We start from the raw sequence: 23,804 nt of genomic DNA, 5'->3' as shown, positions 1-23,804 counted from the left end.
AAAAGAGCAATATTGATAACTTAAAAATAATTAAATATTTTTCAGAATAAAACAATTAAGTAAGTTTAGTACTACTTTTTAAACACCTGTTTTATGCTTTTTTTATGAAAAAAAGCCAATTTGAAAAGTAAAACCTACAGAAACTAACATCGAGTGTAAATTCTTTAGACTTTGTGAAAAAACACGTAGAAATACGGGTATAAAAAAACAGAAAAGTTTAAACAAAAGTTAAAAAACTAAAAAAAGGTAAATAATTTAACATCAACTACTTACCTTTTTCTTATTGAAAATTTATGCAGAAAATTTACGATTCAAGAATTGTATTGATTTGTTTGAACAATTGTCCGTCACTTAAAAACGCTCCCTGCTGAATTAAATCAAAGATGGAAGAGTTACGATCTTCAGTAAAAACCTTCTTTCCTACCTTCATTTCAATAGTTTCCGTAAACATATTATCACTAAGCCATTGTAAGCCTTCTTTAGTAAGAAAATCTGTTTCAGGCACCAATGATTTTAAGACAATTGATTGCACATGGCTTTCAAAACACTGAAAAAGAAATATATGGTTTTTAGAAAAATGTTCCAAAAATTCAGCTCTTGACAGAACACCTTCCCAGATCAAATCAGAAAAAACATCTAATTCCTGTTCTGCTACTTCAGGCTTATTTTCTTTTATCAAATCCCACTCCGCCTTATCAATCGCCTGCGTTGCAAGGAAACTGGAAAATTCTGCGTGTAATTCATCAAATTGCTCTTTTGTCAGTCTTGCGTATTTCATTTTATTTTTCAAAGTTATATCGTTAAATGACTTAATTTATCAGGTAAAAAAAAGCCCCCTCAAATGAGGGGGCAAATTTACAATATCTTTTATCTATTAGAAAATATATCTGATTCCAAATTGCATTTGCCATCTTGATACTAAACTGGCATCATAATTAAACGTTTTGGTCTGAGTATTGGTAAAAGTATACGTTGGTGTAGTTCCGGCAACAGCAACCCCAATTGGCTGCACACTTGTCGGCACCTGAACCACTCCCCAGTCAGAATTAAGTAAGTTACCGACATTTAAAATATCTACACTAAACTGAATAGTGTTCTTTTTTTCTGAAGCGGATGACACCCTGAAATTATAGTCCTGTAAAAATTTAAAATCCCATTTTCCTCTCCATGGAGAAATTGCTCCGTAGCGTTCTGCATACTCACCTCTTCTGTCTCTTAAATATTTATCCTGCTCAATAAATTTATCAAAAGCTTCGCCCTGTCCTGCACCGGAAAATGTCATTTGGGCAATTTCAGCAGAAGTAGGAACATAAATCAAATCATTAACAGCAGAGCCGTCATTATTTATATCTCCTCCATAGGTATAACTAAAACGCCCTCCCTGAGCATATTCAAAGAAAGTAGAAAGCGTTGTTGCCCATTTATCATTTCCGTATCTCCATTTTTTTGAAGCTACCCCAATAAAACGATATGTATCTCCGTATTTAGAGTTAGAAAGTACATCTTTATTTACGTTTCCTAATGCAGGATTAAATGCAAAAGCATCTCCTGTAATTTCAGCCTCAATAGAGTTAACATCTTTAGAAATCAAATAATTATAAGCTATACTTGCATAAAATCCATTTTCAAAAGTTTTCTGAAGTTTTACAGAACTATTAAAAGCAAATCCTTTGTCTGAGTTTGTCATTACATAAGCATTATTCGCTCCTTTATCAGCAGCAGTATAGATCAGCCTGTTATCTACACCCCCCAAAGTGCCTGTTGGGTCTTTTAAGCCCCAGTTTTGCACATGAACACCGTTGATGTCTTTATTATAAGATACATCAACAGTCAAAACATAATTGCTTTCAAATTTATGATCATACCCTACACTTGTTCTCCAAACCTGTGGCCATTTATAATCTGGATCCATAATCTGTAAAAAGCTGTCATCTGCACCACTAACCTGGTTTCCTAACCATACAAAAGGAATTCTTCCCGTAAAAATTCCGGATCCTCCACGAAGCTGTGAAGTCGCATCATTTTTAATATCCCAGTTAAAACCAAGTCTTGGAGACCATAAAAGCTTATCACTTGGCAATTTTGTCGAAACCAGTTTATCAACCTTTCCTGTTTCCGGATCGTAATAATCTATGGTATAATCTCTTCCGGCACCGCCATTATCCGTGTCAATGTATTTCTGAATTAGCTCATCTGTATTAAAATATAAGGGTTTATCAGCCCTTAAACCGATTGTCAGTTTAAAATTATCGGCAACACTCCAATCGTCCTGAGCATAAAAAGCCCATTGACCTACATTTAATTCAGCCAGTTTCCAACCGCCATCTGAACCAACAGCGAAATTACTTTTAGACTCCGCCATATCTTGTGCATATTGCATATTCTGTGCAACAATACTAGTCGCATAAGGTTTGGCAGCATCATCTAAAAATGCCTGTACGTTTGAATAAGGAGTAAAAAAAGTTCCCGCGTAACCATTTGGATTTCCAAAATTGTCATATCCTGCCAGGTTGAATGAATTTTCAAAATTGAATTTTTCAAAAGAAGAACCAAAAGTGAAGGCATGGTTTCCGCTGGTATAAGTAAGGTTATCTGTAATCTGAATTACTTTTTGCTTAAGTGTATTATTGATCGAAAATGGCTCATGACCGGCAATGATATAGTTGGCCCCAGATCCATCCTGAATATTAATTACAGGAGCCGGGGATGAAAACGGATCTCTAAAATCATTAAAATAAGTATAACCTGCCTGAAGTTTGTTTGAAACCGATTCAGTGAATTTTGAGTTTAATTCCAACAAAAACGAATCTAATTTATTATTAATCTGATATCCTGCATTCTGAAACTGCAGTATTGAAGCATTAGGGCCTCTAAATCCTAAAGCTGTTGGGTGTGCAGGTTTATCTTTTGAAGCGTCAAGAAAATTATAAATAACTGCCAGTTTATTGTTATCATTAATATTCCAATCCAGTTTTATAATCCCTTTTGTTGAATTTGACTCATGAATAAAACCCTGATAAGATCCCGGATTATAATTAAAGTTATTACCCTGTGCATCTTTTAAATTCATCAAAGCACTTGAAACTGCATCCAGATCAGATTGCAAAACTCTGGATTCATTAATCCCCGTAACACCATCATTATTATTAGCGGTAAAGTTAGAACCTAAATCGGTTCTTTTATCGATTTCAAAATTTCCAAAAATGAATAATTTATCTTTAATAATAGGAGCTCCCAAACTAAATCCTGCCTGAGTTTGTTCTAGAGAAGGTACAAATATTTTTTCGCCCTTTATTTTACTTCCGGTTAAATCCTGATTTCTGTAAAATGCATAAGCTGTACCATGTAACTCATTAGTTCCTGATTTGGTAACGGCATTTACAGAAGCTCCGGTAAATCCGGACAAAGTAACATCATAAGGAGCAGTCGCCACCTGAATCTGATCAATTGCATCTAATGAAATGGGCTGGGCACTTGTTTGCCCGCCAGGAGTTGCAGCATCTAATCCGAACGGGTTATTAAAAATAGCTCCGTTTAAAGAATAATTATTATACTGATCGTTTCTTCCTCCAAATGAACCACCGCTTGCAGTTGGTTCCAGACGTGTAAAATCTTCTGCTGATCTTGAAATGGTAGGCAAAGCGGTTAATTCTCTTCTGCCAATTGTTGTTTCTGCGCCTGTTCTTCCACTTTGAAAAACTTTGTTTTTTGAGACAACTTTTACTTCTTCCAGCGCCTGACTTTCACTTGCCAGGCTAACATCCAAACTAAATACTTTTCCTAAATCAAGATAAACATCATTATATTCCTGATTTTGGTAACCAACAAAACTAACAACAATTTTGTACGGTCCCCCAATTCTCATATTCAAAATATTAAATCTCCCGTCTTCATTAGACAGAGAAGAATATTTGGTACCCGACGGGGTGTGTATTGCCAAAACCGTAGCTCCCGGCAAAAGTTCGTTTGATGAACTCTTTACTATCCCTTTAATACTCGATGTTGTAGTCTGCGCTACGCTGACGGCAAAACCGAAAAAACATAATAATAATACGATGATTTTTTTCATTTTACTGATTTTGAGTGAGTTATTTCACTCAAAATTAGTCAAAAAAAAATCACTCCGAAGAGTGATTTTTATATTTTATTAACAATAAGTTAACAAGTTGTTATTTTTCTGCGATAATCTCGTATGGTAATTCAACGATAACATCTCTGTGTAAACGGATGCTTGCATTGTACTTTCCTGTACGTTTAACGATTCCGCTTGTGATGAATTTTCTATCGATAGCGTTACCTGATTTCTCTAATGCCTCAGCAATATCAATATTAGTAACAGAACCAAAAAGTTTCTCTCCACCAGCTTTAGCCGTGATTTTAATTTCAAGAGCTTTTAAAGTTTCAGCAGTTGCTTTTGCATCAGCAACAACTTTAGCTTCTTTGTGAGCTCTTTGTTTTAAGTTTTCAGCTAATACTTTTTTAGCAGAAGGAGTAGCTAAATTAGCAAACCCCTGAGGAATTAAAAAGTTACGACCGTAACCAGGTTTTACAGATACTACATCATCTTTAAATCCCAGGTTTTGTACGTCTTGTTTTAAAATAATTTCCATGTTGTTGTCCTTATATTTTAGAAGTTAGGTTCTGTCAGACAGAAACCAGCGACTAGAGTTTTTTTACTATTTTAATAAATCGGCCACGTATGGCATTAAAGCTAAGTGACGAGCTCTTTTTACAGCTACAGAAACTTTTCTTTGGTATTTTAATGAAGTTCCAGTTAAACGACGAGGAAGAATTTTTCCTTGCTCGTTAACGAATTTCAATAAGAAATCAGCATCTTTATAATCGATATATTTGATTCCTGATTTTTTGAAACGACAATACTTTTTAGTTTTGTTAGTTTCAATATTTAAAGGCGTTAAATATCTGATATCTCCGTCTTTTTTTCCTTTTGCAGATTGCTCTATTGTAGACATAATAATTAAGCTTTAGTAGATTTTAATTTGGCTCTTCTTCTTTCAGCCCATGAAATAGCATGTTTATCTAAACTTACAGTTAAGAAACGCATAACTCTTTCGTCACGTCTAAATTCAGTTTCAAAAGCAATTAGAACTTCTCCAGCTACTTTGAATTCGAATAAATGGTAAAAACCACTTTTTTTGTTTTGGATCTCGTAAGCCATTTTTTTAAGCCCCCAATCCTCTTTCGATACCATTTCAGCTCCTCTACTAGTAAGAAATTCTTCAAATTTCGTTACTGTTTCCTTCACCTGAACCTCAGATAAAACGGGATTTAAAATGAAAACAGTTTCATAATGATTCATAAATACAATATTTATTTGTTAAAATTGGGTGCAAAAGTAATCATTATATTTATATATACAACACTTTTTTACATTTATTCGTTATAATGCAAAAAATAACCCACGACTTTAGTTTTTTTACCAAATAAATAATACATTTACTATTGCTATCCTGAATTTATTCTAAATTTAAATGTTATGAAACTAAACTGTGTTGTTGTTGATGATAGTTCTATACAAAGGACAATTATTGCAAAATTAGTTAATAATCACCCAGGTTTGCACTTAATCGGGGACTTTTCTAATGCAATAGAAGCAAAAAGCTGTATCTCATTAAATAATATTGACTTAATTTTTTTAGATATTGAAATGCCTGTTATCAATGGTTTTGACTTCCTTGACGGATTAAAATCTAAACCTCAGATTATATTTATCACTTCTAAGGCAGAATACGCTTTGAAAGCTTTTGATTATGATGCTACTGATTATTTACAAAAACCTATAGCGGTAGATCGTTTTAATGCTTCTGTAAAAAGAGCAATTGACATGCATTTACTCAAAAAAGAAGTAAAAGAAGAAGAGGGTGAACATATTTTTATAAAAAGCAATCTTAAAAAACTTAAAATTTTTACTGCAAAAATAAAATGGATTGAAGCTTTTGGCGACTATGTAAGAGTAGTTACTGAAGACGACAGTAACCTGGTACTTTCTACTATGAAATCCTTTGAAAATGATTTATCAAAAGATAAGTTTATTCGCGTACACAAATCGTATATTATCAATATAGATAAGGTAGAACGTTTTAATAGTAAATTTGCAGAAATCGGTATTACAAAAATTCCTTTAAGCAGAAATAAAAAAGAAGATCTGGTAAGAGCTCTTTCTACATCTTCATAACTTTCAATAAAAATCGACGTTTATTATCACTTTTATAGCCCGGTATTGAGCAACAGCTTCAAAACTATTCAACATTTTCTGAATAGTTTTTTTTGTGCTTCCTAATGGCAGATTTTGAGGGATTTTAATTAAAATCGTACGGATATATTCATTTCGGATCCTGTTGATTGCCGGTTCTTCAGGACCTAAAACAGGCATATTAAGGTTCTGGCTCAAAACCTGATACAGCCACATGGCACCTTCTTTTAGTTTGTCATAATCCTTATTTTTCAGCGTTAGTTTTATAATCCTGAAATAAGGAGGATATTTATAAATCTGCCTGTCATACAACTGCTCCTTGTACATTCCTAAATAATTATGGTTTGTAACCTGCTGTATGGTATTATGATTCGGATTATAGGTCTGAATCACTACTTTACCCTGCTTATCTGCTCTCCCGGCTCTTCCCGCTACCTGTGTCATCATTTGATAGCTTCTTTCAAAAGCCCTGAAATCAGGATGATGCAGCATGTTATCAGCATTCATGATCCCGACAAGGCTTACATTATCAAAATCCAAACCTTTGGCCAGCATTTGTGTACCGACTAAAATATCTATTTCCCGGTTTTTAAATGAATCTATAATTTTTTCGAAACCAAATTTACCACGCGTAGTATCCTGGTCCATTCGCCATGTTTTGGCTTTAGGAAAAAGAGAGATCAGTTCCTGTTCAATTTGTTCCGTACCAAATCCTTTTGTAGTCAGATCTATACTTGAACAGCTATGGCAATGTGTGGGTTTTGCAATTGAATACCCACAATAATGGCATCGCAATTGATTTTTATGCTTATGAAAAGTCAGACTCACGTCGCATTGCTGACAGTGTGGTACGTGTCCACAAGTCAAACATTCTATAATGGGAGAATACCCACGTCTGTTCTGAAATAAAATTACCTGTTCGCCTAAAGTCAGGGCTTCGGTAATTTCTTCTATCAAAAGATCGCTAAAATGCCCTGTCATTCTTTTCCTGAAATGCTTGTCTTTTAAATCGACTAAAACAATTTCAGGCATTCGTACATTATTATAACGTTCTGATAGTGATACCAAACCATATTTATCGGTTTGTGTATTAAAATACGTTTCTATACTTGGTGTTGCAGATCCTAAAAGCACTTTGGCTTTATGCAGATTAGCCAAAACTATTGCAGAATCGCGCGCATGATATCTGGGCGCAGGATCAACCTGTTTAAAAGTTTGTTCGTGCTCCTCGTCTACAATTAATAATCCTAAATCTGCAAAGGGCAAAAACAAGGCTGACCTCGCTCCTATTACAATTTGGGCTTTTTCTGAATTTTCAAGGGTTTGTTTCCAAACCTCTACTCTTTCGTTATTACTGTATTTAGAATGAAAAACAGCTACCTTGTCTCCAAAATGAAGCCTTAATCTGGACACCAGCTGAGTGGTAAGCGCTATTTCAGGAAGTAAGTACAAAATTTGTTTCCCTGAGCTTAAATATTCTTCAATAAACTTTATATAAATTTCCGTTTTACCACTTGAAGTCACACCATGAAGCAGGCAAACTTCTTTTTCGTTTAAATTATTTTTTACAGAATCAAAAGCTGTTTGCTGGACTTCACTTAACAGCAATTGTTTTTCAGAAGCTTTCCCATCATAAGAAACCCTGTCATGCTGAATAAAATACTCTTCAAGAATTTCTTTATCAACCAAAGCTTTTACAGCTGCAGTTGTTGAACCCGAAACTTCTATTAGCTTTTTAACCGTAACAGGCTTTTTTTCTGAAGCCTGTAACTGAAAATATGCCAAAACAATTTCTTTTTGTTTACTGGCATTTTTAAGCACTTCCAATAATTGTCCCAAACCTTCATTTGTTTCGTATTGGCTGTGTAATTTCACATAACGAATCAGTTTGGGTTTGTAACTTTCTTTTATTTCCTCTTCTAAAACAATAATATCTTTTGAAATCATTTTTTGGAGAACCGGAAGTATATTTTTTTTGTTCAGAATCGAAATGATGTCCTGAACTTTAAGAGAACTTTGATGATGTAAAGCTTCATAAATCAGAAATTCATCATCAGAAAGCTCACTGTCATTTACCGCAACATTTGGTTTGTGCGAAATAATTGTTTCACTTTCTAACAATAAGCCCGTCGGAAAGGCTCCACGATAAACATCGCCAATACCGCACATATAATAATTGGCAATCCAAAGCCAGTGTTTAAGCTGAATTTCTGTTGCAATAGGTTTTTCGTCCAGAATCTGATGGATTTCTTTAGCTTCATATAAGTTTGGTGCATTCTCATGAATATCCATAACCAGCCCTGTGTACATTTTACTTTTTCCGAAAGGCACGGCAACCCGCATTCCTTTTTTAATAAAATGGAATTCAGTTTCAGAAACACGATAAGTAAATGTTTTGGCTAACGAAAGCGGTAAAATAACTTCGACGAAATACATGTAAAGATTTTATGGTCTGTAAAATTACTTTTTATTTAATTTACCAGACGTTTTTGCATTGTTATATTCCTGAACTAATTTAAAAGTATGGTTTAAAGAGTTTGTATCGGTCCAATCTTCATGGCCCGGAATGATATACTGCGGGTTTTTACATTTTGCCTGCACTTTTTTTATCGATTTTTCCCACTCCTTTACATCTGAATCAGCCAGATAGCCTAAATCTTTTGCCGAAGCACTTTTTATAAAACAAGCTCCGTACAGTATTTTTTCTTTGGGAAACCAGGCTACAATATTATCCGGCGCATGCCCTTTTCCCGGATAAAACACCTCAAACTTATATTGTCCCACTGTAAATATGGTATCTTTTGGCAGGATATATTCTGCTCTTGGTTTATTTCCTTTCTTTAGAATTTCATCTGTACCTTTTCCTGTGTAGGTTTTAATCCCTTTTTGTTTGTAAAATGAAATACCTCCTGCCCTGTCATCATGAGAATGCGTAGCAAAACACATAATCACCTGTTTATTGTGTTTTGCTTTTATACTGTCTAATAAGGGCTGAAATTGTGTTTCATCCCAGGGAGCATCAAAAAGTACGACACCTTCATTGGTTACAAGGTACATGGCGTTGGCAGAAATCTGTGTTCCGTTGTAATCATGAAACGTTTTATAAACATAAAAGTCACCTGTTAGATGACTTATAGGTAATGCAGAATTCTTAGATTGCCCAAAACTATTTGACAAGATTGTCAGAAATAAGACTATCAAGGCTAATTTTCGCATATTTTATTTTAAAAAAAATTAATTTTTCACTCGTGTCCAGTATTGTGTTCTTCCCATAATAGAAACCCCAACATACCCACGAAGTTTCAGTTTATCAGCAGAGTCTAATGTAATATAACATTTGTATTTTTTACCATTTGTTGGATCAAGAATACTTCCTCCATTATATTCATCACCGTCTTTTTTAAGGCCGTTTATAATAACCATACCTAAAATTGGCTTATTTTTTTCTGCTCCTTCGCATTTAGTACATACATCTTTTCTGTGACTATCGCGAAGTATTTCTACAACCTTACCGTAGACTTTACCGGATTTCTCATACACTTCTACAATTGATTTTGCTTCTCCCGTTTCATCGTCGATAGTTTTCCATTTTCCTATCACACTCTGGCTCTGAATTGTACCCAGCGTCAAAAAGAAAACACCGACCGTTAACATCCAATTTTTCATAATATTTTTATTTTTTTTGTTTTAATTTTCTGACAGTAGCATTCAGTTCGAACCCTAAAAGCAGAATCATACAGTTTATCCAAATATAAAACATTAGAATTAATAATGTACCAATAGAACCATAAAGTTCGTTGTATTTTGAAAATTTTATAACCCAAATCCCAAAAAAGAACGAAGATATAACAATTAGTACCGTCGTAAAAACGGATCCAATACTGATAAAAGGCACTTTATTGTATTGTTTTGTTCCGTAACGCAATAATATTGAGGTAGTTATAAGAATCATTAACATTACAAACACATATCGTCCCAAAATGATGAGCGGAATATTGTCACTTAGTACATCCTGAATGATTGTTTTCTGAATAAGAACCTCAAAAACTACAATTGTAGCCACTGTTACAAACAATATAATTGTCATAACTAATGAGATTGCCAGGGCAACCAGATACTGGCTAAAAAAACCTCTTTTATCAAAAACGTGTTTTGACGACTCAAAACCACTCAAAATTCCGTTTATACCATTTGCCATCAAAAAAATAGACAGCAAAAAACCGGAAGAAAGCAAGCCTGAGTGACTGTTGTTTAAGATATCTGTAATAATTTTACTGATTGCATCATACGTATTTGGTGGAACTCCCTGTTGTACAAAAAGCAGAAAATCAGCCTGAAACCCTTCAATAGGTATAAAAGGAATTAGGTTCAGAATAAATAAAGTAAACGGAAACAAAGCCATAAAAAAACTAAAAGAAACAGCACTTGCGTGATACGAAAATGCCCCTTCAAGAATTCCTAAAATGTACAATTCAAGTAAATCGTATAGTGAAAAACCTTCCAGCCACGGAAGTTTTATTCTTTTAAAAACCCGCACTACAGAACGCAATAACGGAATTTTTTCAATCCGATCTTCTATCTCTTTCGACATATATTTTTTTGATTTTAGACTTTAGATTGCAGATTTTAGATTGTGCAATTATTCATTTTTATAGCTTATAACTTTTTAAAATGCCTTTAAGCTCAAATCCATATTATAAATGGAATGTGTCAATGCACCAGATGAAATGTAGTTTACACCGCATAATGCATATTCACGTATGGTTTTTTCGTTTATATTACCTGAAGATTCAGTCTGGCACTTGTTTCCAATTAATTTCACTGCCGTTTTGGTATCTTCATAATTAAAGTTATCAATAAGAATTCTGTGAACGCCGTCACTCAATAAGATTTCTCTAATTTCATCTAAATTTCTGGCTTCAACAATAATTTTCAAATCCAGATTGTTTTCTTTCAGATATGCTTTTGTTTTTTTGATTGCAAGTGTAATTCCGCCTGCAAAATCGATATGATTGTCTTTTAACATCACCATATCGTAAAGTGCAAAACGGTGGTTTTCACCGCCTCCGATTTTTACAGCCCATTTTTCTGCAGCTCTGAAATTTGGAGTTGTTTTTCTTGTATCTAAAATTTTAGCGCCGGTTCCTTCCAATAGCTGAACATACTGATTTGTTTTTGTCGCAATTGCCGACATACGCTGCATAGTGTTCAAAACTACCCTTTCAGCTTTTAGAATTGACTGAGAACTTCCTGAAACTTCAAATACCACTTCTCCGTATTCTACATATGTACCGTCTTCAATGTAAGTTTTTACTTTTAGCTTAGGATCTACATGTTCAAAAACCATTTTTGCCAATTCAACTCCCGCAATTATTCCCTGATCTTTTACCAGTAATTTAGCCTGGCCATGTGCAGTATCAGGAATACAGGCCAATGAACTGTAATCTCCTGTACCTACATCCTCACGGATAGCATTACTGATTAATAATTTTAATTCGGCCTGAAATTGTATGTCGCTAATCATTTTTTATAGATTTTATAAGATGCTAAAGTAAAAATTATTTTGTGGAATTGAAAGTTAAACAAGTTCTAAAAATTATGAAACATTCAAAAGCCATCTCAATATAACAGAAAAGGCAAGCAAAATTATTACAGTAAAAGATTATTAATTTATTTGCTAAAATAATAATTTTCATAAAAATTTTATTCTAAAATCTGCTTCTTAATATTGAAAACATTAAATATCTTTGAAGTTCAATCAAACAAAATTATGGGATTAATTAAAGATATTTATTCGGTTTCTTTTTACGAAAAATTCAGTCAGGCTGTCGCCGAAGTCTATCCTTCGTTCGATAAAAAGAAATTTACAGAAGCCATTTACGAAGGCAATTTTGCACAAAAAGAATGGAAAGAACGAATGAAACACACAACTGTTGTTTTGCATCAATTTATGCCTGAGAGTTTTCCAGAAGCTGTTTCTTTAATTGACAAAATCATCAAAAATTTAAAGAAAAATAATTTTACCGATGGTAATCTGGCTTTTATCTTTTTTGCAGATTATATCGAAATATACGGTTTAGACGATTTTAAAACTTCGGCGAAAGCCTTTGTCTCTATAACTCAGTTTATCAGTTGTGAGTTTGCTGTTCGTCCTTTTATTTTAAAATACAAGGAGAAAATGATTGATGAAATGGTAAAGTGGTCGTTACATGAAAATCATCATGTCAGAAGATTAGCCAGCGAAGGTTCAAGGCCAAGATTACCGTGGGCAATGGCGATTCCGTTCTTAAAAAAAGACCCCACTTCTATTCTGCCGATTCTAGAAAATCTAAAAAACGATCCTTCAGAATATGTACGCAGAAGTGTTGCCAATAACTTAAATGATATTGCAAAAGATAATCCGCAAATTGTGTTGGAAATTGCTTCGAAATGGAAAGGTCAAAACAAAGAAACAGACGGAATTATCAAACACGGCTGCCGGACTTTACTAAAACAAGGACACCCGGAAATTCTAAGTCATTACGGTTTAGAAAGCACCAATATTGAGCTTTCGTCTTTTGAAATTAAAACGCCGACTGTAAAAATTGGAGATTATTTGCAATTCCATTTTCACTTAAACAATAAAAATAATGAGCCAAAAACGATTCGTTTAGAATATGCTGTCCATTACAAAAAAGCAAAAGGTCATCTGGCGAAAAAAGTCTTTAAAATCAGTGAGAAAGTTTATCAGCCGAATCTGTTAACCAAAATTGAAAGAAACCAGTCTTTTAAATTGATCACAACAAGAGTTTTTCATACGGGAGTGCATCAATTGTCAATTATTATTAATGGAGCTGAGAGTGAGGTTTTGGAATTTGAATTGATTAATTAAGTTTTTAAAACTATTAAACTCCGTTATATTTAGATTTATTATTATTTTTCCATGCCTATTTCTTCAATTGCTGTAGCATCACTTTTTTTCTTTCTAATTAACTTCATACTTAATTTTATTAAAAAGTATAGAATAAGAACATATAATACAAAACAAATAAAAAAAGCAATTGCAGATCCAGGGGCTCCTATCGCTCCACTTTCAAATTTTTTCTTGCAGTTTTCAAATTGGATTGGAAATGCATAAAAAGCAGGAAAGCAAAGTAAAATTGCGAATAGTAATATTATAACACCAGTTATTTTTTTTAAGATTTTCATTTATTTTTTGAATTCAAAGTTCCGAATCTTCGTTGATAGTTTTGCGAAAATAAGATATTCTTTATTTTCAAATTATTATTTTCTTTTTCAAATTATGTTTAAATTTAATCTTCACAACAAAAAAAACCTCAGTTTTTCTTATTTTTATAATTCAAAAAATCCTAAAACCGTTTCTTAATCTAAATTAAGTTACAGACAAGCACCACTACTGTAATTTTGTTTTCAAATCAAATAATACCACATGTCAAATATCAATTTAATTATCGAAGAACGCGCTGCTAATATTGGCAACTTTATGGTAGGCCGTTTATTGCCTTTCCGTGAAAAAAGAGCTGTCGGGCCATTTGTCTTTATCGACCATATGGGACCTGCACATTTAAGTGACCATGAAAATATGGATGTTCCGCCGCATCCGCATATCGGGCTTTCGACACTTACATTTTTGTTTGAAGGAAGTATTATGCACCGTGATAGTTTAGGGACAGAATTAGAAATAAAACCCGGTGCGGTAAACTGGATGACAGCCGGAAAAGGAATTGTTCACTCCGAAAGAACTCCTGAATATCTAAGACATTCTGATAAAATGCTTCACGGATTACAGATTTGGGTGGCACTTCCAAAAGAACTGGAACAAATGGATCCTAATTTTACACATGTTGAAGCAGATGATATTCCTGCCTGGGAAGAAGATGGCGTTTCATATAAATTAATTGCCGGAGAAGCTTTTGGTAAACAATCACCGGTTCCTGTTTATAGTCCGCTCTATTTTATTGAAATTAAAAGTAATGAAACTAAAAAAATCAATATAGGACATCATTTATTCGGCGAAAGCGGTTTGTATATTTTAGAAGGAAGTATCAAAAGCGGTGAACATATTTACGATCCGAAACAAATCCTGATTACCAACGACAGTACTTTGTGTGAGTTTGAAATCACGGCAAATTCAACCGTATATATTTTCGGGGGAACCCCGTTTCCTGAAGAACATTTTATCTTTTGGAACTTTGTTTCTTCTGATAAAGAATTATTAGAAAAAGCCAAACAGGACTGGACAGCACAGACTTTCCCAAAAGTACCTGGCGAAACAGAATTTGTACCATTACCTGAACCAAGAATGAAATAATTATGGATACCATTTCAGCAAAAATAGACACACGTTTGTATCGAACGGAAATACAATCAGCCAGCGATAATATTCTAATCTCTGATGAACCACAGGAACTGGGCGGAAAAAATTTAGGCCTTAATCCGACAGAACTTTTGGCTGCATCATTGGCTTCCTGCACCGTAATTACTTTGCGAATGTACATCAATCGTAAACAATGGGATGTTTCAGAGATAAACGTCAAAATTGATTTTGAAAGAGATTCTGAACGAAGCGTATCCGTATTCACAAGAAAAATCGAAGTAATCGGCGAAGTCGACGAAACACAAAGACAAAGATTAGAAACGATTGCCAACAGTTGCCCGATTCATAAAACACTTACACATTCAATAGAAATTAAAACTACACTAATATAATTATGGAAATTCAACAAATAAACGATACAAGAAAAGGATATTTTGAAGCCGTAGAAGACGGAAAAGAAGCAGGAAAAATGACATACACCTGGGCGGGAGATTCAAAATTTATAATCGACCATACTGAAGTAAGTCCTGATTTTAACGGAAAAGGTGTTGGCAAAAAACTGGTTATGGCCGCTGTAGAATATGCCAGAACTAATAATGTAAAAATTATTCCGCTTTGTCCTTTTGCTAAAAGCGTTTTTGATAAGGTTGAGGAAATTCGGGATGTGCTTTCTTAAAGGTTCAGAGAGGCAAAGGAACAAAGGTTCAAAGGTTTTATTTTAGAGACGCACTTTTGTGAGTCTTTTTTGTTTTTTTAATAATCATTTCTTTAAAACTTTGTCCCTTTGCTCCTTTGTAACTTTGTTCCTTCAAAAACAAAATTTTAAAATCTCCTCCAAAACTCGTATATTTGCATGTAATTTAAACTTAGAGTATGACAAGGATAATTACGCTTTTCTGTATTTTTATAGCACAAATCGGCTTTTCTCAATCGGCTGAAAGTTATTTAGAAAAAATCAGAAATAATGAAGCTCTCTTAACAGCTTTTTTTCAACAAATGCCAAAAGGAGGCGATTTACACCACCATTTTTCAGGATCAGTTTATGCAGAGCCTCTTTTAGAAAGAGCCATTGCAGAAGACTTTTATTTAAATTTGGAAACTATGGCAGTTTCAAATACCAAACCTGCAAAAGGAAACTGGCAAACTTTCTCTTCTCTAAGAAACGACGGCAAACTGGATTTTTACCAACAGCAAGTTATGCAAACCTGGTCGGTTAAAGATTATAACGGTTCTGTTCCTTCTGACGATCAGTTTTTTGATTCTTTTCAAAAATTCGAACCTACTATCAAAGGTCATTTTGCAGAGGGAATGCTCGAATTAAAAAAACGTGCCATTGCAGAAAATGTGTCTTATATCGAAACACAATTATCAACCATTCCTTGTGATATGACTGTTTCAGATTTAACTGATTTCAATACAAAATTACGTCAGGCAGCTGGACAGAAAGATGAAAAAGCAGTTTTAAAACTTCTAGACGAATTGTATAAATCGATTCAGAAAAAAGACGCTAAAAAATATGCGGATGATTTCAATAACAATTTTATCGCAAAACTGCATAAAGAGCTAAAAATAGATGATGAACGTTTCACAATGCGTTATCAGAACTTTGTGCTTCGTTTTATGGAACCAGTTGATATATTCAAAAATCTGGTTATCGCTTTTATTTCTTCTAACGAGAGCAAATTGACTGCCGGTGTAAATATCGTTTCTCCTGAACACGGAGAGAATTCTATGAAAGATTACTGGCTACACATGGTGATGTTTAAATACTGTCATTCTAAATTTCCGGACGTAAAATACACGCTTCATGCAGGCGAACTGACTTTGGGTTTAGTACAACCGGAAGATTTGACCTGGCATATTAACGACGCTATTTATGTTGCGGGTGCGAACCGAATTGGTCACGGAGTTGATATTGCTTACGAGGCAAATTCGTATGACTTATTGAAATATATGTCTAAAAATAATATTCCGATAGAAATCAATTTAGTGAGTAACGAATTCATTTTGAAAGTAAAAGAAAACAGGCATCCTTTTACGCTTTATAAAGAATTTAATGTTCCAATAGTAATCAGTACAGACGATGCGGGAATTTTGAGAAGCAATATGACCGAGCAATACGTTTTGTTAGCCAAAAGATATCAGGATGTTTCGTATGCAACAATAAAACAATACGTTTACAACAGTATAAATTACAGTTTCATTCAGGATGAATCGGTTAAAAAGCAATTGACTAAAGATCTTGATAATAGATTTAAAACTTTTGAAGCGAAGTTCGCTAAAAACTAATTAAAATAAAAATCTGCCAAATCCGCTAAATCTGCGAGAGTATATTTTTTCCCGCAGATTTAGCAGATCAAGCTGATAAAAATTCATTCCACTATGATTCTAGAAGCCGTATATCTTTTTATAAAACCGGAATTAGCATCAAAATTTGAAGCTGATTTTGCAAAAGCAAGTCAGTATATTTCTTCAATCGAAGGATATTTAGGACATCGTTTAGAGAAATGTCTGGAAGTCGAAAATAAATATCTTTTATTAGTGGATTGGAATACGCTGGAAGATCACACCGTTGGTTTTAGAACTTCCGAAGCGTATTTGGAATGGAAAAAGATATTACATCATTATTACGAACCGTTCCCGATTGTAGAACATTTTGAAACCGTTTTTGAGAATAAAAAACAGAGCTTAAAATAGCCCATTGATTCTGCGGATTAAGCTAGTTGACACAGATCAAATTTGTAAAAATTCGTATAATTCTCGGCAAAAATACAGACCATGAACATCAAACTCATAGCCATTGGCAAAACAGATAATAAATCCCTTCAAACTTTGATTGACGATTATACCAAACGTTTGTCGTTTTACATCAAATTTGATCTGGAAATTATTCCCGATATCAAAAACGTAAAAAACTTGTCCGAAAGTCAACAAAAAGAAAAAGAAGGCGAATTAATTCTGTCCAAACTTTCTCCAACCGATCAATTGATTCTGTTAGATGAAAATGGAAAAAACTTCTCCAGCGTTGGTTTTTCTGAAGAATTACAAAAGAAAATGAATTCCGGAATCAAAACTCTCGTTTTCGTAATTGGTGGGCCTTACGGATTCTCCGATACGGTTTACAGTAAAGCGCAAGGCAAAATTTCACTTTCGCTGATGACTTTCTCGCATCAAATGGTTCGTTTATTTTTTATTGAACAATTGTATCGCGGGTTTACAATTTTAAGGAATGAACCTTATCATCATCAGTAATGTTTTGTTTCAGGTTTTCTTAGTTTGAGGTTTGAAGTTTTAGAAGATAAATTCTACTGGAAGTTTATCAAGATTGTAAGTCACATATTTTTGCAATAAAATTTTATTTTGGATATATTCCTCATAACTCATATTCTTATCAAATAAAAATACCATATCAGGAACTCTTTTAAACTTTATACTATAAAAATGCTGTAATATTTCTGATATTTTTATCTCCCTGCCTCCCATCAAAACTTGTTTTTTTCCTTTTCTAAAGTAAACGACAAAATTTTCCCTATTTGGTTTTTCTATTTTATAAAACACTTTCGTGAAAGGCACAAAAGCCAGATTCTTTCCAATTGAATCAGCGTAAGAATAGTAGTTTTGAGCATTTTCATTTTTATGCGCACTGTCTGCTCTTTTCTTTTCCTGCAATTTTATCACCTCCGGAATTACTAATTTCAAAGGAAGACGTTTGTCAATATTGAAAATCCAATTAGTAGAGATTATGCTGCTTTTTCGGTTTACTTCCGTAATTGTATCTTTTCCTTCGGTTTTAAAAAAAATGTAAATTGGAGAAAGATCTTCTACATCTTTTTCAATAGTCACATTTGATTTTGGGAGTAAAACGTCTTCTTTTTTTCCGCAGGAGAAAACAAGAAAAGCGATAATTAAAATAATGTATTTCATTTTTATTTATTTTTTTAAACACAAAGTATGTCATTTCGACGTAAGGAGAAATCGCACTGGAAACTCCATAAAGATTGACGACTTAAAATGAGGAAATACTAGTGTGATTCCTCCTTCGTCGGAATGACAAACCAGGCGATTTTTTCTATTAAAAATTCATTTTATTAAACAAAGTAACACATTCCACCGCTTCTTTCACATCATGAACACGTAAAATTTTTGCGCCTTTAGTCAAAGCAATAGTATTTAGAAACGTTGTTCCATTTAAAGCTTCCTGTGCTGTGATATCTAGTGTTTTATAAATCATCGATTTTCTGGAAACTCCTGCTAAAACAGGCAATTCCAACAAATTAAAAAGTTCCATTTTCTGCATGACTTCATAATTCTGATCCGTTGTTTTGGCGAAACCGAATCCTGGATCTAAAATCAAATCGTTAATTCCCATGCTTCTCGCTTTTTGTACTTTTTCAGAAAAATAAAAAAGTATTTCTTTTATAATATCATCATACTTCGTCAGGCTTTGCATGGTCTGCGGATTACCGCGCATATGCATCATAATGTACGGAACATTGTATTTTGCAATAACATCAAACATTTTATCGTCTAATGCTCCTGCTGCAATATCGTTTATAATCGCTGCACCGTTTTCTATGCTTGCTTTTGCGACTGCTGCCCTAAAGGTATCAATCGATAATAATGCTTCCGGGAAATGCTTTAAAATCAATTCAATCACCGGAATAATTCGGTCAATTTCTTCCTGTTCCGTTACAAATTCGGCACTGGGTTTACTGGAATATGCACCAATATCAATAAAAGTTGCGCCTTCAGAAAGCATTTTATCAACTTGCGAAATAATTTCGTCTTCGTTTTTATATTTTCCGCCGTCAAAGAAAGAATTTGGCGTAACATTCAGAATTCCCATTACTTTGGGAATCGATAAATCTATAAGTTCGCCTTTGCAGTTAATTGTCATCTGTTTTGTTATTTTTGTTTCAGGTTTCAAGTTTCAGATTGACGCAGACTGCGTAAGTTCCAGAACTTGATACGTAAAACCTGAAACTTTTATATTTTCAAATTTTTTGCATTAACACTTTGTTTAGAAAAAACTTGAAACAAAGAAAACCTGAAACTTGAAACTCTTTAATTTAATCCTTATTTTTGAAGAAATTTTAGCAAATATACAGCAATAAATGAAGAATACTTCCCTTGAATTTGATAATGTAATCACGGTTTGCCGAACCTTGTTTATCAATAAAATGAAAGATTACGGGAGCGCATGGCGTATCTTAAGACTGCCGTCGCTGACAGATCAAATTTTTATAAAAGCACAAAGAATCAGAAGTTTACAGGAAAACGAAATTCGTAAAGTAGATGAAGATGAAAAAGGAGAATTCATCGGGATTATCAATTATTCTATCATGGCCCTAATTCAGTTGGAATTGGGAGTTGTGGAACAGCCTGATTTAGATGTTGAAAAGGCAACTGAATTATACGATGCAAAAGTGAAACTTACTAAAGAATTAATGTTAGCCAAAAATCACGATTACGGTGAAGCATGGCGTGAAATGCGTGTGAGCTCTCTAACCGATTTGATTCTTCAGAAATTACTTCGCGTAAAACAGATTGAAGACAATAAGGGCCTGACATTAGTTTCTGAAGGCATTGATGCCAATTATCAGGATATGATTAATTATTCTGTTTTTGCGCTGATTTTAAACCCAATTACTAAATAAAATTCCAAATCTTAAATTCCAAATTCCAATGCTAAACTTGGAATTTGGAATTTGAATATTTAAATATTACTTATGAAAAACATCATTACTCAATTTTCCCGATTATTTGTCGGCGTATTATTTATCATTTCCGGATTAATTAAACTAAATGATCCTGTTGGTTTCTCTTATAAGCTGGCTGAATATTTTAGCGAACCGGTTTTTAATATGCCTTTTTTAGAGCCTCTGGCTTTAGGTTTAGCGATCTTTCTGGTGATTTTAGAAGTAGTTCTGGGAGTAATGTTATTGGTTGGATATAAAGCAAAAACAACGATTTGGGCTCTTTTGCTTTTAATTGTTTTCTTTACTTTCCTTACCTTCTACTCTGCTTATTTTGATGTTGTAAAAGATTGTGGCTGTTTTGGCGACGCCTTGCATTTAACACCTTGGCAGTCATTTACAAAAGATATTGTTTTGCTTTTCTTTATTTTGATTTTATTCATCAACAAGAAATTAGTAAAACCTTTATTTTCAAAACTGGTAACCAACATACTTACTTTGGTAAGCATTGTATTATGCGTCATTATGGCGGTTTGGGTTTTAAATCATAATCCGATAAAAGATTTCCGTCCTTTCAAAGTGGGCAATAATATCGAAGAAGGAATGAGAATTCCGGATGGTGCTCCAAAATCGGTTGTCGAAATGGTTTTTATCTACAAAGTAAACGGAGTGGATAAAGAATTTACCGAAAAAGACCTGATGAAAATACCGGAAGGTGCCACTTTCGTAGACAGAAAAGATAAAGTAATTACAGAAGGTTACGTTCCGCCAATTCATGATTTTACTATGGTAAAAGATGATTCTGATTATAAAGAGGAATTATTAAAAGAACCTAAACTGGTTATTTTTGTGACTTACGATCTGACTTTATCTTCTCCTGAAGGAATGCAGAAACTTGAAAAAATAAACCAGGAAGCCAAAGCAAAAGGATATAAAGTAATTGCTATGACAGCTTCAGGGGCAGACGAAATTGCAAAAGCAAAAAAACAATATGGTTTAAATGTTGATTTTTATTTCTGCGATGCAACAACTTTAAAAACTATCGAAAGAGCAAATCCAAGTATTGTGGTTTTGCATAAAGGAACTGTAGTTCAGAAACTTCATTACAACGATACTGATGATTTAAAATTATCTGATATTGCTTATAGTCTGTAAATAATCAGATAAAAAACTTAATAGCGCCAACGTTCTTAAACAGAATATTGGCGCTTTTTTTTGTCTATATTTGATTACAAATTTTCAATCTTATTTAATCAATGAAAAAACTATTTAATTTTATTACTCTTTCGTTTATAATGCTCTTTAGCACTTTTGGCTTTAGTCAGACAAAAAACACAGATCAGGCTTATATCTTTTTTCTGCACAATAAATTTATTGAAGAAAACGATCTGAATGTCGCACATCCTGAATATGGAAAAGCTGAATACAATGAAATTTTGGAATCATTCAGAAAAGACAACTTCATTGTTTACAGTGAAATCAGAAAGAAAAACACTAATGCGTATGACTATGCTGAAAAAATAGCAAAACAGATTAAAAAACTTCTTAAAAAAGGTGTTCCTCCAAATAAAATTACGGTAATCGGAACTTCAAAAGGCGGTTATATCGCGCAATATGTGTCCACTTTTGTAGCCAATCCAAATATGAATTTTGTTTTTATAGGCTGTTTTATGGATACCGATATAGAACAAATTCCGGACATCAATTTCTGCGGAAACATACTGACCATTTATGAAAAATCAGATATTTATGGTGTTTCGGCAGTTAAACGTAAAGAAACTTCAAAACTAAAAGTAAATCATTTTAGAGAAATTGAATTAAATACCAATCTCAAACATGGCTTTTTGTATAAAGCATTAGATGAATGGATCGTTCCTGCTAAAAAATGGGCAAATGGCAATTATGAATTAAATTAGAATCCCGAAAAAAATATAAAACACTTCAACTAATTACGCTCTTTTTTGAAGTGTTTTTCAGTTAGAATCTGACGTTTTTTTCTTCAAAATTTTATTCGGAAAAATAAAATTTCAATCCTTTTTTTTATTCCATGAATATCTTTTAAAAAATCCATCTCTTTTTTACTTCTACTATTACGATTTCATTCGCGTATTTCTAACCGAAAATCCCCGTTTTGTTATAAAACGTAAGACTCTTCAAATTTTGTTAATCTCCATTTGGCATTCAATTTGTTTGCTTAACTTTGTGAATTCAGCACCTAACAAAAAATTAATATAATTTATATATGAAACAAATTGCTTTGGTTGTAATAGCATTTATTACATTTTCATGTTCACAAGCTCAAAAAACAGCTTTCTCTAAAGAAGCTTTGTCTGAAAAATTACTGACTCTTGACGGAGGTCAGACTACTTTTAAAAACATTCTAAAAAAACATAAAGGAAAAACACTCGTAATTGAAGTTTGGGCTTCATGGTGCGGTGATTGTGTAAAAGCAATGCCAAAATTAAAAGAATTACAAGCCAGTAATCCTGATGTATCCTATTTATTCCTTTCTGCTGATAAAATGGCTGAAAAATGGAAAATCGGAATTGAAAAACACGAGTTAAAAGGAGATCATTTTATGATGAACGACGGAATGAAAGGTGTTTTCGGAAAAGCCATCGACCTGGACTGGATTCCAAGATATATTATCGTTGACAAAACAGGAAAAATTGTACTATACCGTGCGATTGAAACCGATTTTGACAAAATCAATGAAACACTTCAAAGTTTAAAATAAAAAACAAAAAATTAAAAGAATAACAAAAACTACCAAAATGAGAAAAAAGATTGTTGCAGGAAACTGGAAAATGCACAAAAACGCAGCACAGACTGAAGAATTATTGAGTGAATTAATTACTAAAATACCGGCACAAACAACTGCTCAGGTTATTGTAGCTCCAACATTTGTAAACCTGCAGGCTGCAGCTGCAAAAGTAAAAAATACTACAATAGGAGTTGCTGCACAAAATGTTCACCAGGCTGAAGGCGGTGCTTTTACAGGTGAAATTTCTGCAGAAATGTTAACTAGCATTGGTGTGGATACAGTAATTTTAGGTCACTCTGAGCGTAGAGCTATTTTTCATGAAACTGATGCTTTAATTGCTAATAAAGTTGATACTGCCTTAAAACATGACATGACAGTTATTTTCTGTTTTGGAGAAGAATTAAAAGACCGTCAGTCAGGAAATCATTTCAATATTGTTGAGAATCAATTACGTGACGGAATATTCCATATTGCAAAAGAATCATGGTCTAAAGTTGTTTTAGCTTACGAGCCGGTTTGGGCTATCGGAACTGGTGAAACAGCTTCACCGGAGCAAGCTCAGGAAATGCACGAATTCATCAGAGAAACTATCCGTAAAGCTTTTGGAGCTGATATCGCTGACGAAGTTTCTATTTTATACGGTGGTTCTGTAAAACCTGACAACGCTAAAGAAATTTTCTCTAAACCAGACGTAGACGGTGGTCTTATTGGAGGTGCTGCTTTAAAAGCAGATGATTTCTTAGCTATTGTAACTGCTATCTAATTTTAGATTTTAATCCCGAAGCCTCGGGATGATTATATAAAAAAAGCGTT

The 23,804-nt window shown here is 33.5% G+C and carries 26 protein-coding genes; 13 read left to right on the top strand and 13 right to left on the bottom strand.

What is annotated here, in order from left to right:
• Positions 1–304: 304 nt before the first annotated feature.
• The 5 genes from DCO46_RS17205 to rpsF all read right to left on the bottom strand — a co-directional run bounded on the left by DCO46_RS17205 (position 305) and on the right by rpsF (position 5,320).
• Complete coding sequence (locus tag DCO46_RS17205; protein ID WP_116753734.1) at positions 305–778, bottom strand: DUF6495 family protein; 474 nt, start codon at positions 776–778, stop codon at positions 305–307.
• Between the two features lie 96 nt (positions 779–874).
• Positions 875–4,069 carry a carboxypeptidase regulatory-like domain-containing protein gene (locus tag DCO46_RS17200; protein ID WP_116753733.1) on the bottom strand — a complete coding sequence of 1,065 codons (3,195 nt, stop codon included), beginning with the start codon at positions 4,067–4,069 and terminating at the stop codon, positions 875–877.
• A 100-nt stretch (positions 4,070–4,169) separates the two neighbouring features.
• On the bottom strand, positions 4,170–4,610 hold the full coding sequence (gene rplI / locus DCO46_RS17195; RefSeq protein ID WP_116753732.1) for a 50S ribosomal protein L9: 441 nt from the start codon (positions 4,608–4,610) through the stop codon (positions 4,170–4,172).
• 66 nt (positions 4,611–4,676) lie between these two features.
• A complete protein-coding gene (gene rpsR / locus DCO46_RS17190; protein WP_002987043.1) occupies positions 4,677–4,973 on the bottom strand; it encodes a 30S ribosomal protein S18 in 297 nt (98 codons plus the stop codon).
• Positions 4,974–4,978: 5 nt separating this feature from the next.
• Entirely contained in the window at positions 4,979–5,320 is a 342-nt protein-coding gene (gene rpsF / locus DCO46_RS17185; RefSeq protein WP_007810575.1) for a 30S ribosomal protein S6, read from the bottom strand.
• A gap of 177 nt (positions 5,321–5,497) precedes the next feature.
• Here rpsF and DCO46_RS17180 point away from each other — a divergent pair, with 177 nt between their 5' ends.
• Entirely contained in the window at positions 5,498–6,196 is a 699-nt protein-coding gene (locus DCO46_RS17180) for a LytR/AlgR family response regulator transcription factor (protein WP_116753731.1), read from the top strand.
• Between the two features lie 3 nt (positions 6,197–6,199).
• Here DCO46_RS17180 and priA read toward each other — a convergent pair whose 3' ends face one another.
• The 5 genes from priA to nadC form a co-directional block, all read right to left on the bottom strand.
• Positions 6,200–8,650: a primosomal protein N' gene (priA, locus tag DCO46_RS17175; RefSeq protein WP_116753730.1), complete on the bottom strand. Its 2,451-nt coding sequence runs from the start codon at positions 8,648–8,650 to the stop codon at positions 6,200–6,202.
• Positions 8,651–8,674: 24 nt separating this feature from the next.
• Complete coding sequence (gene bla-B1-FLAV / locus DCO46_RS17170; protein ID WP_116753729.1) at positions 8,675–9,430, bottom strand: subclass B1 metallo-beta-lactamase; 756 nt, start codon at positions 9,428–9,430, stop codon at positions 8,675–8,677.
• Between the two features lie 18 nt (positions 9,431–9,448).
• The gene (locus DCO46_RS17165; RefSeq protein WP_116753728.1) at positions 9,449–9,880 is read right to left on the bottom strand and encodes a DUF2147 domain-containing protein; all 432 of its coding nucleotides are present in this window, start codon (positions 9,878–9,880) and stop codon (positions 9,449–9,451) included.
• Positions 9,881–9,887: 7 nt separating this feature from the next.
• Positions 9,888–10,805 carry a YihY/virulence factor BrkB family protein gene (locus DCO46_RS17160; protein WP_116753727.1) on the bottom strand — a complete coding sequence of 306 codons (918 nt, stop codon included), beginning with the start codon at positions 10,803–10,805 and terminating at the stop codon, positions 9,888–9,890.
• Positions 10,806–10,880: 75 nt separating this feature from the next.
• Positions 10,881–11,738, bottom strand: a complete 858-nt coding sequence (gene nadC, locus DCO46_RS17155) for a carboxylating nicotinate-nucleotide diphosphorylase (protein ID WP_116753726.1) — start codon at positions 11,736–11,738, stop codon at positions 10,881–10,883.
• Between the two features lie 246 nt (positions 11,739–11,984).
• On the opposite strand from nadC, the gene DCO46_RS17150 reads away from it, so the two are divergent.
• The gene (locus tag DCO46_RS17150; protein ID WP_116753736.1) at positions 11,985–13,085 is read left to right on the top strand and encodes a DNA alkylation repair protein; all 1,101 of its coding nucleotides are present in this window, start codon (positions 11,985–11,987) and stop codon (positions 13,083–13,085) included.
• Positions 13,086–13,126: 41 nt separating this feature from the next.
• Here DCO46_RS17150 and DCO46_RS17145 read toward each other — a convergent pair whose 3' ends face one another.
• The gene (locus tag DCO46_RS17145) at positions 13,127–13,402 is read right to left on the bottom strand and encodes a hypothetical protein (RefSeq protein ID WP_116753725.1); all 276 of its coding nucleotides are present in this window, start codon (positions 13,400–13,402) and stop codon (positions 13,127–13,129) included.
• A 241-nt stretch (positions 13,403–13,643) separates the two neighbouring features.
• Between DCO46_RS17145 and DCO46_RS17140 the strand changes: the two genes are divergently transcribed.
• The 6 genes from DCO46_RS17140 to rlmH all read left to right on the top strand — a co-directional run bounded on the left by DCO46_RS17140 (position 13,644) and on the right by rlmH (position 17,783).
• Positions 13,644–14,525 (top strand): pirin family protein, encoded by an 882-nt coding sequence (locus tag DCO46_RS17140; protein ID WP_116753724.1) that lies wholly within the window; start codon positions 13,644–13,646, stop codon positions 14,523–14,525.
• Positions 14,526–14,527: 2 nt separating this feature from the next.
• Positions 14,528–14,923 (top strand): OsmC family protein, encoded by a 396-nt coding sequence (locus DCO46_RS17135; protein WP_116753723.1) that lies wholly within the window; start codon positions 14,528–14,530, stop codon positions 14,921–14,923.
• A 2-nt stretch (positions 14,924–14,925) separates the two neighbouring features.
• Positions 14,926–15,207 carry a GNAT family N-acetyltransferase gene (locus DCO46_RS17130; protein WP_116753722.1) on the top strand — a complete coding sequence of 94 codons (282 nt, stop codon included), beginning with the start codon at positions 14,926–14,928 and terminating at the stop codon, positions 15,205–15,207.
• Positions 15,208–15,404: 197 nt separating this feature from the next.
• Positions 15,405–16,820, top strand: coding sequence for an adenosine deaminase (locus tag DCO46_RS17125; protein WP_116753721.1), 1,416 nt, complete (start codon positions 15,405–15,407; stop codon positions 16,818–16,820).
• Between the two features lie 93 nt (positions 16,821–16,913).
• Positions 16,914–17,228 (top strand): antibiotic biosynthesis monooxygenase family protein, encoded by a 315-nt coding sequence (locus DCO46_RS17120; RefSeq protein WP_116753720.1) that lies wholly within the window; start codon positions 16,914–16,916, stop codon positions 17,226–17,228.
• An 81-nt stretch (positions 17,229–17,309) separates the two neighbouring features.
• Entirely contained in the window at positions 17,310–17,783 is a 474-nt protein-coding gene (gene rlmH / locus DCO46_RS17115; protein ID WP_026982293.1) for a 23S rRNA (pseudouridine(1915)-N(3))-methyltransferase RlmH, read from the top strand.
• Positions 17,784–17,822: 39 nt separating this feature from the next.
• Here the strand turns inward: rlmH and DCO46_RS17110 are convergent, their stop codons facing one another.
• Both DCO46_RS17110 and folP read right to left on the bottom strand, forming a co-directional pair.
• Positions 17,823–18,455, bottom strand: a complete 633-nt coding sequence (locus tag DCO46_RS17110) for a hypothetical protein (RefSeq protein ID WP_116753719.1) — start codon at positions 18,453–18,455, stop codon at positions 17,823–17,825.
• Positions 18,456–18,603: 148 nt separating this feature from the next.
• Entirely contained in the window at positions 18,604–19,428 is an 825-nt protein-coding gene (folP, locus tag DCO46_RS17105; RefSeq protein ID WP_116753735.1) for a dihydropteroate synthase, read from the bottom strand.
• Between the two features lie 217 nt (positions 19,429–19,645).
• Here folP and DCO46_RS17100 point away from each other — a divergent pair, with 217 nt between their 5' ends.
• The 5 genes from DCO46_RS17100 to tpiA all read left to right on the top strand — a co-directional run bounded on the left by DCO46_RS17100 (position 19,646) and on the right by tpiA (position 23,754).
• Positions 19,646–20,188, top strand: a complete 543-nt coding sequence (locus DCO46_RS17100; RefSeq protein ID WP_116753718.1) for a DUF1599 domain-containing protein — start codon at positions 19,646–19,648, stop codon at positions 20,186–20,188.
• Between the two features lie 72 nt (positions 20,189–20,260).
• Positions 20,261–21,382, top strand: a complete 1,122-nt coding sequence (locus tag DCO46_RS17095; RefSeq protein WP_116753717.1) for a BT_3928 family protein — start codon at positions 20,261–20,263, stop codon at positions 21,380–21,382.
• Positions 21,383–21,483: 101 nt separating this feature from the next.
• Complete coding sequence (locus tag DCO46_RS17090) at positions 21,484–22,143, top strand: DUF2974 domain-containing protein (RefSeq protein ID WP_116753716.1); 660 nt, start codon at positions 21,484–21,486, stop codon at positions 22,141–22,143.
• Positions 22,144–22,469: 326 nt separating this feature from the next.
• Positions 22,470–22,964: a TlpA family protein disulfide reductase gene (locus DCO46_RS17085; protein ID WP_116753715.1), complete on the top strand. Its 495-nt coding sequence runs from the start codon at positions 22,470–22,472 to the stop codon at positions 22,962–22,964.
• Between the two features lie 37 nt (positions 22,965–23,001).
• Positions 23,002–23,754: a triose-phosphate isomerase gene (gene tpiA, locus DCO46_RS17080; RefSeq protein WP_116753714.1), complete on the top strand. Its 753-nt coding sequence runs from the start codon at positions 23,002–23,004 to the stop codon at positions 23,752–23,754.
• The last annotated feature ends 50 nt before the right edge of the window (positions 23,755–23,804 follow it).

The organism is Flavobacterium sp. HTF, assembly GCF_003105115.1.
Lineage (GTDB): Bacteria > Bacteroidota > Bacteroidia > Flavobacteriales > Flavobacteriaceae > Flavobacterium.
Note: the sequence above shows the minus strand (reverse complement) of the source record. Positions and strands in the feature narration are given on the sequence as shown.

Bases quoted from the DNA above. Each gene is read 5' to 3' on its own strand.
- DCO46_RS17160 (WP_116753727.1), bottom strand. From the start codon at position 10,805: ATGTCGAAAGAGATAGAAGATCGGATTGAAAAAATTCCGTTATTGCGT.
- DCO46_RS17150 (WP_116753736.1), top strand. From the start codon at position 11,985: ATGGGATTAATTAAAGATATTTATTCGGTTTCTTTTTACGAAAAATTC.
- DCO46_RS17200 (WP_116753733.1), bottom strand. From the start codon at position 4,069: ATGAAAAAAATCATCGTATTATTATTATGTTTTTTCGGTTTTGCCGTC.
- rpsF (WP_007810575.1), bottom strand. From the start codon at position 5,320: ATGAATCATTATGAAACTGTTTTCATTTTAAATCCCGTTTTATCTGAG.
- nadC (WP_116753726.1), bottom strand. From the start codon at position 11,738: ATGATTAGCGACATACAATTTCAGGCCGAATTAAAATTATTAATCAGT.
- DCO46_RS17165 (WP_116753728.1), bottom strand. From the start codon at position 9,880: ATGAAAAATTGGATGTTAACGGTCGGTGTTTTCTTTTTGACGCTGGGT.
- priA (WP_116753730.1), bottom strand. From the start codon at position 8,650: ATGTATTTCGTCGAAGTTATTTTACCGCTTTCGTTAGCCAAAACATTT.
- DCO46_RS17120 (WP_116753720.1), top strand. From the start codon at position 16,914: ATGATTCTAGAAGCCGTATATCTTTTTATAAAACCGGAATTAGCATCA.
- DCO46_RS17145 (WP_116753725.1), bottom strand. From the start codon at position 13,402: ATGAAAATCTTAAAAAAAATAACTGGTGTTATAATATTACTATTCGCA.
- folP (WP_116753735.1), bottom strand. From the start codon at position 19,428: ATGACAATTAACTGCAAAGGCGAACTTATAGATTTATCGATTCCCAAA.
- DCO46_RS17130 (WP_116753722.1), top strand. From the start codon at position 14,926: ATGGAAATTCAACAAATAAACGATACAAGAAAAGGATATTTTGAAGCC.
- rpsR (WP_002987043.1), bottom strand. From the start codon at position 4,973: ATGTCTACAATAGAGCAATCTGCAAAAGGAAAAAAAGACGGAGATATC.
- DCO46_RS17125 (WP_116753721.1), top strand. From the start codon at position 15,405: ATGACAAGGATAATTACGCTTTTCTGTATTTTTATAGCACAAATCGGC.
- DCO46_RS17135 (WP_116753723.1), top strand. From the start codon at position 14,528: ATGGATACCATTTCAGCAAAAATAGACACACGTTTGTATCGAACGGAA.
- DCO46_RS17090 (WP_116753716.1), top strand. From the start codon at position 21,484: ATGAAAAAACTATTTAATTTTATTACTCTTTCGTTTATAATGCTCTTT.
- DCO46_RS17095 (WP_116753717.1), top strand. From the start codon at position 20,261: ATGAAAAACATCATTACTCAATTTTCCCGATTATTTGTCGGCGTATTA.
- tpiA (WP_116753714.1), top strand. From the start codon at position 23,002: ATGAGAAAAAAGATTGTTGCAGGAAACTGGAAAATGCACAAAAACGCA.
- DCO46_RS17140 (WP_116753724.1), top strand. From the start codon at position 13,644: ATGTCAAATATCAATTTAATTATCGAAGAACGCGCTGCTAATATTGGC.
- DCO46_RS17085 (WP_116753715.1), top strand. From the start codon at position 22,470: ATGAAACAAATTGCTTTGGTTGTAATAGCATTTATTACATTTTCATGT.
- DCO46_RS17205 (WP_116753734.1), bottom strand. From the start codon at position 778: ATGAAATACGCAAGACTGACAAAAGAGCAATTTGATGAATTACACGCA.
- bla-B1-FLAV (WP_116753729.1), bottom strand. From the start codon at position 9,430: ATGCGAAAATTAGCCTTGATAGTCTTATTTCTGACAATCTTGTCAAAT.
- rlmH (WP_026982293.1), top strand. From the start codon at position 17,310: ATGAACATCAAACTCATAGCCATTGGCAAAACAGATAATAAATCCCTT.
- DCO46_RS17110 (WP_116753719.1), bottom strand. From the start codon at position 18,455: ATGAAATACATTATTTTAATTATCGCTTTTCTTGTTTTCTCCTGCGGA.
- DCO46_RS17180 (WP_116753731.1), top strand. From the start codon at position 5,498: ATGAAACTAAACTGTGTTGTTGTTGATGATAGTTCTATACAAAGGACA.
- DCO46_RS17100 (WP_116753718.1), top strand. From the start codon at position 19,646: ATGAAGAATACTTCCCTTGAATTTGATAATGTAATCACGGTTTGCCGA.
- rplI (WP_116753732.1), bottom strand. From the start codon at position 4,610: ATGGAAATTATTTTAAAACAAGACGTACAAAACCTGGGATTTAAAGAT.